The sequence below is a fragment of the Microbacterium sp. MPR-TSA4 genome, from assembly GCF_058792815.1.
In genome coordinates, this window is record NZ_JBXAFF010000034.1 from 17,780 (window position 1) to 30,465 (window position 12,686).

9 protein-coding genes are annotated in these 12,686 nt (G+C 71.3%); all 9 read right to left on the reverse strand.

Going from position 1 to position 12,686, the window contains the following annotated elements; genetic code table 11:
- Positions 1-94: 94 nt before the first annotated feature.
- The 9 genes from AC1Q49_RS12530 to recR all read right to left on the reverse strand — a co-directional run bounded on the left by AC1Q49_RS12530 (position 95) and on the right by recR (position 12,561).
- Positions 95-1,711 (reverse strand): DUF8696 domain-containing protein, encoded by a 1,617-nt coding sequence (locus tag AC1Q49_RS12530; RefSeq protein WP_191008062.1) that lies wholly within the window; start codon positions 1,709-1,711, stop codon positions 95-97.
- A gap of 40 nt (positions 1,712-1,751) precedes the next feature.
- Positions 1,752-2,912 carry a hypothetical protein gene (locus AC1Q49_RS12535; protein WP_061782356.1) on the reverse strand — a complete coding sequence of 387 codons (1,161 nt, stop codon included), beginning with the start codon at positions 2,910-2,912 and terminating at the stop codon, positions 1,752-1,754.
- A 63-nt stretch (positions 2,913-2,975) separates the two neighbouring features.
- Positions 2,976-5,498: a hypothetical protein gene (locus AC1Q49_RS12540; protein ID WP_492492509.1), complete on the reverse strand. Its 2,523-nt coding sequence runs from the start codon at positions 5,496-5,498 to the stop codon at positions 2,976-2,978.
- Positions 5,499-5,656: 158 nt separating this feature from the next.
- A complete protein-coding gene (gene pstS / locus AC1Q49_RS12545) occupies positions 5,657-7,165 on the reverse strand; it encodes a phosphate ABC transporter substrate-binding protein PstS (RefSeq protein ID WP_492492511.1) in 1,509 nt (502 codons plus the stop codon).
- Positions 7,162-8,409, reverse strand: a complete 1,248-nt coding sequence (gene pstA, locus AC1Q49_RS12550; protein WP_492492513.1) for a phosphate ABC transporter permease PstA — start codon at positions 8,407-8,409, stop codon at positions 7,162-7,164. Before pstA ends, pstS begins: the two co-directional genes overlap by 4 nt.
- On the reverse strand, positions 8,409-9,422 hold the full coding sequence (gene pstC, locus AC1Q49_RS12555) for a phosphate ABC transporter permease subunit PstC (RefSeq protein ID WP_492492515.1): 1,014 nt from the start codon (positions 9,420-9,422) through the stop codon (positions 8,409-8,411). The genes pstA and pstC overlap by 1 nt, the downstream gene beginning before the upstream one ends.
- Before the next feature lie 207 nt (positions 9,423-9,629).
- Positions 9,630-11,312, reverse strand: coding sequence for a serine/threonine protein kinase (locus tag AC1Q49_RS12560; RefSeq protein ID WP_492492517.1), 1,683 nt, complete (start codon positions 11,310-11,312; stop codon positions 9,630-9,632).
- Positions 11,309-11,794 (reverse strand): hypothetical protein, encoded by a 486-nt coding sequence (locus AC1Q49_RS12565; protein ID WP_492492519.1) that lies wholly within the window; start codon positions 11,792-11,794, stop codon positions 11,309-11,311. The genes AC1Q49_RS12560 and AC1Q49_RS12565 overlap by 4 nt, the downstream gene beginning before the upstream one ends.
- Positions 11,795-11,967: 173 nt before the next feature.
- On the reverse strand, positions 11,968-12,561 hold the full coding sequence (recR, locus tag AC1Q49_RS12570) for a recombination mediator RecR (RefSeq protein ID WP_060961043.1): 594 nt from the start codon (positions 12,559-12,561) through the stop codon (positions 11,968-11,970).
- Between the last annotated feature and the right edge of the window lie 125 nt (positions 12,562-12,686).

The following is a 12,686-nucleotide window of genomic DNA, read 5'->3' on the forward strand; positions in this document are numbered from 1 at the left end:
CGCGCAGATGACGGATGCCGCGCTGCGCACGAACACGCAGTGAGGGGAGGCCGCAGGCGGCCTCCCCTCACCGGTTCTCAGTGGAGGGCTCGACTCACTTGGAGGCGAGCGTGAGGGTCAGCGTCGAGTGGTACTCGCCGACCTTCGCGTCCTTGGGCGCGGTGAAGACGAGGTCGGCGTCGAACAGCGCACCGCTCGTCAGGGTGGACACGCCCGCGGCGCTCTGGGCGATCTTGGTGCCCGTCGAGCCGAGCGTCACACCGTCCAGGAGCGTGTAGCCGGTGTAGGCCTTCGGGGTGACCGTGAGGGCCGTGCCGGGGATCTCGTCGTTGGCGGCGTTCGTGAACGAGGTCCAGCCGACGTTGAGGTCCCAGCCCTTCAGCACGTTGCGGTCGTCCACGACGGTGACCTTGCCGAGCGACTGGGTCGCCGCCGTGGCGCTGCGCGCGACGTTGCCGAAGTTGATCGCCGACTTCTCCGCGTTCAGCGACCACAGGTCGCTCGCCGTGACCGTCGCCTGCACGTCGGCGGTGGCGGTCTTGTCGGGGTAGGAGGCGACCGGGACCGTGAACGTGCCCCAGGCGAGCACGTCGGGGTCGGCCGGGAGCGTCAGGGCGACCGTGTGCGCCCCCGCCGGCAGGCCGCTGATGTTCACCAGCGCGTCGCCGTTGGCGTCCGTCGTCACCTGACCGAGGCTGGTCGGGGTGGACCAGGCCCACGCCTGCAGCGTCTTGTTCGCGTTGGCCACGCCCGCGGGCACGGTGATCGTCTTCGCCCCGTCGGCCGGGTCGGTGATGGTGACCTTGTGCGCGTCGGAGCCGGTCGGCTCGGTGGGCACCGAGTCGATCACGGTCAGGGTCGCGGCGGAGGTCGTCACGGAGCCGGCCGTGTTGGTGAAGACGGCACGGTAGCGCGCTGCGTTGTTCGCCAGCGTCGTGTTGGCGACCGTGAGCGATGCGGAGGTCGCACCCGCGACATCCGCCCAGTTGGCACCGCTGTCGGTGGACGACTGCCACTGCACCGCGGGCGCGGGCGAGCCCGACGCGGCCGCGGTGAAGGTCGCGGAGTTGCCGAGGATCACCGACGCGTCGGCGGGCTGCGTCGTCACCGTCGGGGCGACGGCGGGGTGCGGCGTCGAGAACGTCCAGGTGCCCTGGTTGAAGTCGGACGTCGCGACGACGTCGACGAAGACGAAGTCCGTCTCGACGACCTGCGAGCCGCCGTTCTTGAGGAACGCGATGCCGAGCGAGTACTCGCCGCCGGTGTAGGAGCCCGCCGCGGTGAACACCGAGCGGATGCCGGACGGGCTGCCCTGACCGTTGCTGGTCAGCGAGCTCGGCTGGAGGTTGGGGAGCTGGATGCCGGGGTTCGGGGTGAAGCCGAGCGCCGCGTAGGCGTTCCACTGCGACTGGTCGGCCTCCTTGCCACGGGGCGAGATGAACTTCACGACGGAGTCGGCACCGGCCGGGATCGAGAAGTAGCTGTTGAAGTCCGTGTCGCTGGCCTCGGGCGCCGCGAGCACGCCCTTGTTCCACTTGAGCGACGCGCCCTCCGTGATCGGGGTGCCCTCCTCGACATCGATCAGGTAGACGTCGTGGGTGGAGCCGACGGTGGGGACGATCGCCGCGCTCGCTCCGAGCGTCGGGACGAGGACGAGGGCGGCGGCGGCCGCGAGGCCGACCAGTCCTCGGGTGAGGGTGTTGGTGTTCATGAGGATCGTGTTCTCTTTCTCTGTCTGCGCGACGAGGGGATCAGCCGTTGCGGGTGACGGTGTCACCGACGGGCTTGGCGAAACCGAACTTGAGCTTCACGGCCTTGGTGGTGGCCGGGGAGTTCGAGGTGCCCCAGTAGGTGAGGCTCTGCGGGGAGCTGGTGTCGAGGAGCTCGCCGAGGCCCGCGTCCGAGAGCTTCGCCGTCGGGACGACGATGTAGACCGTGCGACCCCAGCTCGCGCTGTTGTAGAAGTCGGAGTTCGGGACCAGCGTGCTGGTGCCGGCGGTGCCGTTGAAGCTCAGCGTGCCGGTGAACGGGCTCGGCAGGCCGTCGATGGTGCCGACGAGCGTGGCCGCGTTGAAGGTGTTGATGCGCGAGGCGCCGTTGACCTGGCCGATGTAGTTCGCGACCGAGACCGGGATCAGCTGGATCTCGTCGGTCCCCGGGGTCAGGACGGTGCCGTCGTTCTCGGGGATCGAGTTGTTGCGCGTGTCCACACCGCTGCCGATGCTGGTGACGCCGATCTTGCTGAGGAAGGTCGTCCAGGTGCCCGAGCTCGACTGGATGGCGAGCGGCTTGACGACGTAGCCCGAGGAGCCGGCCGCGACCGGGGAGGCCGAGGTGGACGTGTAGATCGACTTGAGCTGGGCGGAGGACAGACCCGACACCCAGTCCTTGGCCGCGGCCGCGTCACCGCTGCCGGAGGCGCCCACCTTGAACACGAACGAGATCGCGTCCTGCCCGAAGGGGATGTAGGTGAGGACGCTGCCCTGCGTGCCCGAGACGGACGAGCTGCGCGCGAGGTCGACCTGGTCCTTGATGTTGACGTTGTTGTACGTGAACGAGTTGCCGCCCACGCCGCCGATCGACGCGAGCAGCGCGTTGCGACCGGCTCCCGAGCCGTTGGGCCGGTCGAAGGTCGGGCCGAAGGGCTTGGTCTGGATCTTGCCGACGCCGCCGGTGACACCGAGGGCGAAGGCGTCCCAGGATGCCAGGACCTTGCCCGCGCCGGTCGCCTTGACCGAGGGGCCCGTGATGTTGGTGCCGTTGGCCAGGGCGCTGACCGCATCCTGCAGCGTGTCCGAGCCGACGATCGAGTAGCCGTCGGTCACGGGGTCGGCGTGAGCAGCGCTCACGCCGAAGCCTGCGAGGGCGACGCCGACCGCGGCACCGATGGCCGCGAACTTCTGGAGTTTCATGTGTTCCTGTTTCCTTGTCGGGTACTGCGTTGGTGGAAGGCAGAAGCGACGCGGGGACGCGCTTCAGAGGACCCGCCGGCGAAAGCGGGTGATCAGGGGGACGATGAGTGCACCCGCGGCGCCGCCGAGGACGGTCGCGGGAACGGCCGCGGCGAGGGCCCCGACATCCGGGTCGCCGGGGGTGGTGGCGCCGGCCAGCGCACCGCTGGCCGCTCCCGTCGCGGTGGGCGCCGCGGCGGCGGGAGCCGCGACGGGAGCCGCAGCAGCCGCCGCGGCGGCCGGTCGCGCGGGAGCCGCGGCGGCCGGGGTCGTGGGCGGCGCCGTGGTGGTGGCGGGGGCGTACGTCTCCAGGCGCTCGGCGGCCGCGGTCGCCTGCGCGACCCAGGAGGAGGGCAGCGGTGCGTATCCGGCGGGGAGCTGTCCCTCGTCTGCGCCCGGCGTCTGGCCGTTCGTGCTGACGGCGTAGCGGATGAAGGCGGCGTAGGAGGTCCGCACCGTGGCGGTGGTCTTCGCGGGGTTGTTGGCGGCGTAGATCGGCAGCGTGAGCGGGTAGGCGGATGTCGCGGCCTTCGCCTCCGGCGACGCCGGCTGGAACCCGACGACGGCGCCCGCGGCGTTGTCCGCGGTCATCGCGGCGGCGGCGGCCGCCATCGCGTCGCCGGTGGCCGCGACGAAGCTTCCCGCGGGATTTCGCAGGGATGCCGAGATCACCTGGTACCGGGAGGCCGCGGCGGAGCTGGTCAACCCGAGCATGGCCTGCGACCCGGTCGCCATGCGCGACGCCTTGGCGTAGCGCGGCGGGCTCGCGTAGGGATCCCAGCCGCCGAGGATCTGACCGTCGCCGCGGAGGGTGAGATAGGAGACCGTGCCGAGGTCGGACGCGTACGGACGCCACGTGACGAGGTTCACGGGACCGGAGTTGGTGGGGGCGTACTCGACGGGATCGGCCTTCGGGAAGTCGTCGCGATCGAGCGAGAAGGCGTTGCCCGTCTTGTTCTTCGCCGCGTCCGTGGCGTACCAGGGGTTGACGGTCATCCCCCACGGGTCCGGCTCGCCCGCGAGGAAGGCGCGCGCGTCGTCGTCGGCTGCGATGTAGGCCCACACGGCGCGCGCGGCGTCGGAGCGCCCCTGCGGGACGATCACGTCCGCGATCGCGGGTCCGGCGAGATCCTGCGCGGCCCACTCCGGGTCGTTCACGGCGAGGAAGTCCGGGTCCTTGGTGATGTTGCTGGGGTTCTTGGCACCCATGTACGACGTGTCGGCGCCGGTGGGAAGGGACGACAGGTACGAGTAGCTCAGCAGCTTCGCGAGCAGCCGCGGCGTCAGGTTCACCGAGGTGAACGGCAGGTGCGCCGCCGCGAGGTACTTCTCCGGGATGTCCTGCAGGAACGGGTCCGGCGAGCGGTCGATCGCCAGCGCGACGCTGATGCCGCTGATGGCCAGGGGCGCGTACACGAGCGGATCCGACCCGCCGTCTGCGGCGAGCGGGAACGAGGTGAGGGCCAGCGGCGCGTCGTCGGTGGTCGCGGCGGCCGTCACGGCATCCGATTCGGGGACCGTGAGAAGCGAGTACACGCCCCCGGACGCCTGCTTGCAGACGGCCGGCTGCCACGAGCCCGCGGCGTAGGAGATGAGCTCGCTGCCGGCGAGCTGGTGCTCCTTCGCGCCCGCCTCGCATCTGCTGCCGACGGGCTCGAAGTCCAGCTTGATCGACAGCGCATGCCTCCACGAGTCGATGAACAGGCCCGACTGCGAGATGCTCGAGGCGCCGTTGTCGGCGGTGCCGCGCGGCAGCACGACCAGCCAGCAGCTGGCACCGGTGGTGACGCCGTCGTGGACGACGGGAGTGCCGCAGCCGAGCCCGTTGGACTGCGCGAGGGTCTGGACCTCGAAGGACACCGAGCCGCTGCCGTCGTCCCCCGAGCCCGCCCACGGGATCTCGTTCGTCGTGTACGACGTGAAGAACTCGTTGGTGCTCAGATCGACCGTCAGATCGCGCGACTTCGCCCCCGTCGTGGGATCGGTCTTGATCGCGTCGACGCGCTTGCCGTCACGCGCGACGAACGGGATCGCGGTGTACGGGGGCAGGAAACTCGCGAGACCGGGCGCGGTGTACGCCTGATCCTCCTTCGGCACGTCGGCGAGGGCGGTGCCCGAGGCCCGGTACGCGTCGCGGGACGCGCCGATGTTGCCCGGAGCCCCGTACTGGCACGTGGTGCGGTCGGGGCGGGAGGAGTCGGTCGGGTCGTCGCCCCAGCACATGAAGATCTGCAGGAAGTTCTCGCCACCGCTGCTCACGCTGGACACCACCGACTTCTTGCCGCCGGTCCAGCTGACGCGCACACCCTGCGCCACGAGGTTCTCGGTCTGCGAGACCGTCACGGCCAGGTCGGGCATCGGCGCGTGCGTGAGGTCGCGATCCTGCTCGGCGGCGGTGACGGTGACGGCAGAGGACGCCGGGGTCGCCGCCTGCGCGGGCGAGCCGAGGGCGACGTTCGCGCCCGCCACGAGGGTGAACACGAGGGCGGCCGTCACGAAGCCGCTGGCCGTGGAGGCGAGCAGGGTCCGCCGTCGAGGACGCAGCATCCTGGAACCGTTCTTTCGGGTATCGCCGGCGATCTCTCGCGCGACGTGATCACGCTAGAAGCGCGCTATGGATTCGAGATGAACGAGCTGGGAACGAGGCGACTCGTCGGGGTACCGAACGCTCGAACGCGGTCAAACCCCAGACCGGAAGGGAAAATTCAGCGTCGTCGATCGTTCCGCAGCCGTCGCGACAGCAGCGGCGGCAGGATGACCGCGGCGACCAGGAGTCCCCCGGCGACGAGCATCGTGGTCTGCGGCACCCCCCACGCGTCGGACGCGAGCGTGAACGGGCTCGACACCGCCTGCGCCCCGCCGGCTGCCGCCCCGGAGACCAGGTTGCCGTTGGCGTCGTAGACGGGATCGGATGCCGCCGCCCCGGCCGCCGCGGCCGTTCCTCCCGCCGCGGGGGGGGGGCCCCCCCCCCCCCCAGCGGCGGCCCCGCCGCCTCCGGAGCCGTCGCCGCCGCCGCCGCTCGCTCCGCTGCCGGGATCGTTCGCCGGCGCGCCGGAGTTCTTGCACGTGGACGGATCGAATCCGCTCACGGACGCTCCCGGGATGCGCTTGATCTGGTCGTACGCCGCCTGGACGAGGTTCATCGGCAGCGGCGAGTAGCCGAGCGTCGCGGCCTGGTTCTGCCCCTCGCAGACGACGTACTTCAGGAACTCGCCGAGCGTGAACCCCTTCACATCGGTGAAGACGCCGCCGACCGCTGTGGGCACGATCATGTACGAGTAACTCGAGACGGGATACGCATCGGCCTCGGGGGCGTTGTACACGTCGTCGAGGATCTGCGTGAGGTAGTCGGGCGAGCTCTGGTCGGTGTTGATCTTCGCGTGCGTCAGGGCGACCTGGACGTTCGCGGCGGTGGGCTCGACGAAGGCGCCCGCCGCGTTCTGCACGCGCACCACGGGGAAGCCCGCGTTGAGCGCGTAGGAGTACTCGACGTAGGTGATCGCCCCCTCGCCGTAGTCCTGCTTGACGTACCCGGACACACCGAGAGACCCGTTCTGGGCTTTGAACGTGCTGTTGATCGTCGGGAACTGCGAGGTCATGCGGTAGGTCCAGATGGACGGGTACTGCGTCGCCATCCAGCGCGTGAACTGCGCCGTCGAGCCGGATCCGTCCGAGCGCACCACGGGGGTGATCGGACGGCTCGGAAGAGCGAGGTCGGGGTTGAGCGACTGGATCGCCGGGTCGTTCCACGTGGTGATCGCTCCGGTGAAGATCTTGGAGATCACCTCTCCGGTCAGCTGCAGCGTCGTGACCCGCTTGCCGTTGATCTTCAGGTTGTACATGAACGAGCTGCCGCCGGCGACGATCGGGAGATAGGCGTACGGCCGACCGGAGGGGTCTTCGGGCGCGTCGTTGGGGTTGTCCGGCGTCAGCTGGAAGGGGATCTCGCTGACGGCGAAGTCGACACGACCGCTGATGAAGTCGGTGCGACCGGCGGAGGACCCGGTACCGGAGTAGTTCACCGTCATCGCGAAGTTGTTGGCGACGTTGCGGCGCCACTGGTCGAGCGCGTTCTGCGACCACGTCGACCCGGAGCCCGAGATCGCGACGTACGACGGCGCAGCGCCGGCGGGCAGCACCGACACGAGCGAGAGGGCGACGACGGTCGAGACCGCAGCCGCGGTCCGGACGAGGAGGCGAAGTCGACGGGTCACGATGTCTCCTGGTGAGAGGCGGCGAGCGGAGGGGTCACGCGTGCGGAGCCGCGACGACGCTCGATGCGGAGCAGGTCGTCGCGCGAGCGCTGCGACGCGCGGCGCCGCTGACGGTCGGAGAGGACGCCCGCTCCCCGGCCGCCGATGACGCGCGCGATCACGAAGAGGAGCAGGACGAGGATGATGAGCACCGCGGCCGTCCCGAAGCCGCGGGCGATCATGTTCGGCTCCGGCGACTTGACGAAGTCGAACACCTGCAGCGGCAGGGAGATCATCGGGCCGGTGAAGGGATTGACGTTCATCTCCGCCGTGACCCCGGAGGTCAGCAGCACCGGCGAGGTCTCACCGATCCCGCGCGCGGTGCCGAGGATCACGGCCGTGACCAGACCCGAGCGCGACGTCGGCAGGACCACGTTCCACACCGTGCGCCAGCGCGTCGTGCCCAGCGCGTAGGACGCCTCGCGCAGATTGTTCGGCACGAGGCGGAGGACGACGTCGGAGGCGCGGATGATGATCGGCAGCATCATGACGCTGATCGCCAGCGCCGCGGCGAACCCCGAGCGCTGGTGCGTGACCAGCGTGACGACGGCCGCGTAGATGAACAGTCCGGCCACGATCGACGGCAGCGCCGTCATCGCATCGGAGATCGTCCGCACGAACCGCGCGAAACGCCCGCCGACCTCGTTGAGGAACACCGCCGTGGTGATGCCGAGCGGGATCGTGATCACCAGGGCGATGGAGATCTGGATCAGCGTCCCGACGATCGCGTGTGCGATCCCCCCGACGCTGAGCGGTTCGAGCGGTCCCGCCAGCCGCATGGTCTCCACGAAGAAGTTCGGATGGATCAACGCGGGCACGCCGCGCACGACGGTGAAGCCGAGGACGAAGACCAGGGCGCCGAGCAGGAGGGCGCCCGCCGAGTAGAAGAGCGCGGTCATGATGCGCTCGCTGACGGTGAGGCGGTCGGCGCGCAGGGCGGACAGGACGCCGTACACGCCCAGGAACGCGATGAAGGAGATGATCAGCCACCCGACGAAGCCCGTCATGGGCGTCAGCCATCCGAACAGGAGGGTGGCGATGGCCAGGCCCGCCGCGACCGCACCCCACACGTTGAACGCGTCGTCGAGGGGGACGCTGCGCAGATCGCGACGAGCGGCGACCTCGTCGCGACGGTGCGGTACGGCCGTCCGCCCCGTGGCGGCGCTCTCCGCGCGCTCCGGCGCGGCGGTCTCGAGGATCGTCATCAGTTGCTCTCCGCTCCCGAACGGCTGCGGGCCACGATCGTGGATGCCGTGAAGTTGACGATCAGGGTGATGATGAACAGCACGAGCCCGGCGGCCATCAGCGCGGACAGCCCGAACTGACTCGCCTCCCCGTAGCGCAGGGCGATCAGCGCCGACACCGAGTTGGTCCCCGTCTTCAGCACCTGCGGGTTGATCGAGAAGATCGGGGAGATGATCATCACGACGGCGATCGTCTCGCCGAGCGCCCGACCGAGGGCGAGCATGGTTCCGCCGATGATGCCGCCGCGGCCGAACGGGAGCACGACCGTGCGGATCATCCCCCACCTCGTCGAGCCCAGGGCGAGCGCGCCCTCGCGCTCGCCGAGAGGCGCCTGCGAGAACGCCTCGCGCATGACGGAGGTCTGCGTCGGGACGATCATCAGCGACACGACGATGCCGGCGATGAACGCGGAGGAGGTGAAGGCCCCGGCATCCGTGATGCGGGCGCCGGTGTCGTCGGTGACGGCGAACAGCGGGATCCAGCCGAAGTAGGTCGAGATCCACTGCGAGATGGGGATGACGTTGGACTGGAGGAAGAACACGCCCCACAGCCCGAAGACCACGCTCGGGACGGCGGCCATCAGATCGACGAGCGAGATCAGCAGGGGCCGCACGGATCCCGGCACCACCTCGCTGATCAGCAGGGCCGTCGACAGCGACAGGGGGACGGCGATGGTGAGGGCGATCAGGGCGATGGTCACGGTGCCGAAGAGCACGGCCGCGATGCCGAACTCGCCCGTCTCGGGCGACCATTCCTGGGTCCACAGGAAGGCGGGCCCCGACCGCGCGAGCGCCTCGCCGGCGCGCCCGGAGAGGAAGACGCCGACGGCGAGCATGATCGCGACCGTGACCCCGCCGGCCGTGTAGCAGACGGCGCGGAAGATGCGGTCCGCCTGCACCGGGCGGGAGGTGAGCGGCCGCGGGGTCGGCGCGGTCGGCGCCGGGATGACCTCCGTCACGGAGTCAGTGGTCATGGCGCCTCCCTGGCGGGCCGAATCGGTCAGCGGATCGCGATGTCGAGCGACGCTTGTGGATCCGGGCCGCGCGCGCTGCGGGGCGCTCGGGACGCACGCCGCGGTCACAGGATGGCGGGACGAGGTGAACGAGGATCGGTCGTTTCATGACCGCCGTCTTACGCCTCGCCGTGCGGGAGATGACGGCTCGGGACGGTGCGCGCAAGGTCACGGACGGGGCGGGTCGGTGACCGCCGGCGACGGTGTCGGAACCGGCGTCGGGGATGCCGACGGGGTGGGCGTCGCGACGGTCTCGACCGGGATCGAGAGCACCACCACCGTGCCGACCGGAGTCCGCTCGCCTGCCGAGGGCATCGACGCGGAGACGACGCCCGAGGGGCCCGCGCCGGCGACCGCCGTCCGCGACGCGAACCCCGCGGACACGAGGGCGGCCTGGGCGTCGGCGAGCGTCATCCCCACCACCGCAGGGATCGCATTGCTCCCCGACGCGAGACGGAGCGTCACGGGCGAGCCCTCCCGCACACGCTCCCCCGCCCCCGGCGACGACTCCAGCACGACGTCGGCGGGAGCCGGTCCGTCGACGCGCGCGAGGTCGCCGACGGCGAGCCCTGCACTCTCCAGCGCCGCGGTGGCCTCGGCGAGACCGAGCCCCCCGAGCTGCGGAACCCCCACGAGGACCACCGCGACGCTCGTCGGTGTCGGCGGCGCGGCGACGGACGGCGACGCGGTCGCGGACGGGGCCGTCGGCGAGGCGGCCGGCGGAGCGCTCGTGGATGCGGCCATCGCCGACAGGCCTGCGGCGGCGGTCACCGCGGCGATGAGGACGGCAGCGACCAGGGGCGCCCGCCACGCGCCGCGGGCCGCGGTCACGGCGGGCGGCGGTGCGCTCCCCGCCGCAGCGGCGGGCGTCACGGGGTCGCCCGCGAGACGGGTGCGGTACACGCGGGTCCGCGCCGTCTGCTCCCCCGCCTCGTCCGGAGGCGTGTCCGCGGCGACACCGATCGCGGGGACGGCGGCGGCGAGGGCGGCGGCCATCGCCGCGGCATCCGCGTACCGGTCCTCGGGCCGTTTGAGCATCGCGGTCGTCACGACGCGGTCGAGCGGCCGCGGGATGCCGCGCCGCCGTGCGGAGGGCACGGGCGGCGGAGCGGTGAGGTGGGCGCGCACCACCGCGCGCGCATCGCCGGCGAACGGCGCCGAGCCGGTGAGGGCGAAACAGAGCGTGGCGCCGGCCTGGTAGAGATCGCTCGCCTCCCCCACGGCGGCGCCGGACAGCTGCTCCGGCGACGCGTAGGGCACGCTCGCCACGACACCCGCGGTGCGGGAGTCGTCCGCGCTGAGCAGGGCGTCGGCGCCGAGGGTCGTGCGGCCGGGGATGTCCGCGAGCCCGAAGTCGAGCAGCCGGACGCTCCGCGCGAACGCGTCCGCGTTGCCGGCATCGGCGCTCAGACGAGCGTCGAGCATGATGTTGGCGGGAGTGAGGTCACGGTGCACCACCCCGCCGTCGTGCACCGCCTGCAGCGCATCGAGCACGGCGCCCATCAGCGCGACGGCCGCCCACGGTTCGAGGGGCCCGTGCTCGCGGACGTGATCGGCGAGCGTCTCGCCGTCCACGCGCTCCATCGCGATCCAGGCGACCGGCGGGTCGCGGTCGTCCACCCCGGCGTCGTACACCTCCGCGAGGTTCGGATGCGCGATCGCGCGGGCGGCCCGGACCTCTTCGAAGAACGCCTCCCACACGGCGGGGCCGACGGCGAGGTGCGGGTGCAGCAGTTTCAGGGCGACGACGCCGCCGCCGACGACGTCGTCGGCCTCGAAGACGGACGCCGTCCCCCCGCTGCCGAGCAGTCGGCGGAGGTGGAACCGGTCCGCGATCAGGCCATCGCTCATCGCAGGATGAGCGGATCCGTCGGCTCCGGGCGCGCGAGCACGGGCTCACCCGCCGCGGCGAGCTCGCGCATCAGACGCACCGCCAGCACCGCCGCGCTCTCCGCCGCCGACCTCTTCTCGTAGCGGCGTGCCCCCATCATGACCAGTGCCCCGCCGGAGCTGACGAACCATCCCGTGCTGCGCAGCCGCGGCGCCGGGTTGGTGTGGATCTCGAAGGCGGCCGCATCCCGCAGCACGACCGCGAGATCGGCCCGCGCCGCCGCCTCATCGGCGAACAGGCGGCATCCGCGGGCGATCTCGCGACGGTTCTCGCTCACGAGGCGCCATGCGACCGCGGGCGCCGGCGGCAGGACGTCCTGACCGGTGAGGAACGGTCCCACGCCGGGCCGGCCCGCCGCGATCTCGGCGACGACGCGCATCCACTCGAGGGCGGAGGGGTGCGTGGCCGCGGGAAAGTGCGCGTAGAGAAGACGCGCGGACATGATGCTCCCTTTCGCGACACCGGAAGTCGTGCACTCGGCCGCGAAGGAAGAGTGTCGGCTGCAGGCGACGCGGACGGGTCGGCGGGGTGAACGCGGGAGGTCGATCTCGCGCACGAGAGGTTGCGCGCGACCGGGCTAGAGCGCCCAGGCGCGGCCGGACACCGCCGGCGACATCAGATGCTCCGGCGGCCCTCGAAGGCGCGGCCGAGGGTGACCTCGTCGGCGTACTCGAGGTCGCCGCCGACCGGCAGTCCCGACGCGAGTCGCGTCACACGGATCTCGAGGGTGTGCAGCAGCCGGCTGAGGTAGGTCGCGGTCGCCTCCCCCTCCAGGTTGGGGTTGGTGGCGAGGATGACCTCCTGCACGGTGCCGTCCGCGAGGCGCTGCATGAGCTGCGCGATGCGAAGATCCTCGGGCCCGACGCCCGCGATGGGGCTGATCGCGCCGCCGAGCACGTGATAGAGCCCGCGGAACTCACGGGTGCGTTCGATCGCGGAGACGTCCTTGGCGTCCTCGACGACGCAGATGAACGTCTGGTCTCGTCGCGGATCGCGGCAGATGGCACAACGCTCCTGCTCGCTGACGTTTCCGCAGATCTCGCAGAAGCGCACCCGTTCGCGCAGTTCGCCCAGCAGCTGCGAGAGACGCGCGACGTCGAAGGTCGGCGTCTGCAGGATGTGGAACGCGATGCGCTGCGCCGACTTCGGTCCGATGCCCGGAAGGCGGCCGAACTCGTCGATCAGGTCTTGGACGATGCCGTCGTACATGGATCAGTTGAACCTCGTCGGCGCCGTGTACGGTTCCTCGCGCACGAACGTCGCTCCCAGCACCTGGCGCACGACCGCCTCCCCCACGCGCTCGATCCCGCCGGGGCGGGGGGCGCGTACGGGGG

Coding starts and splice junctions, on each gene's coding strand:
- AC1Q49_RS12530 (WP_191008062.1), bottom strand. CDS start 1,711: ATGAACACCAACACCCTCACCCGAGGACTGGTCGGCCTCGCGGCCGCC.
- AC1Q49_RS12535 (WP_061782356.1), bottom strand. CDS start 2,912: ATGAAACTCCAGAAGTTCGCGGCCATCGGTGCCGCGGTCGGCGTCGCC.
- AC1Q49_RS12540 (WP_492492509.1), bottom strand. CDS start 5,498: ATGCTGCGTCCTCGACGGCGGACCCTGCTCGCCTCCACGGCCAGCGGC.
- pstA (WP_492492513.1), bottom strand. CDS start 8,409: ATGACGATCCTCGAGACCGCCGCGCCGGAGCGCGCGGAGAGCGCCGCC.
- pstC (WP_492492515.1), bottom strand. CDS start 9,422: ATGACCACTGACTCCGTGACGGAGGTCATCCCGGCGCCGACCGCGCCG.
- AC1Q49_RS12560 (WP_492492517.1), bottom strand. CDS start 11,312: ATGAGCGATGGCCTGATCGCGGACCGGTTCCACCTCCGCCGACTGCTC.
- AC1Q49_RS12565 (WP_492492519.1), bottom strand. CDS start 11,794: ATGTCCGCGCGTCTTCTCTACGCGCACTTTCCCGCGGCCACGCACCCC.
- recR (WP_060961043.1), bottom strand. CDS start 12,561: ATGTACGACGGCATCGTCCAAGACCTGATCGACGAGTTCGGCCGCCTT.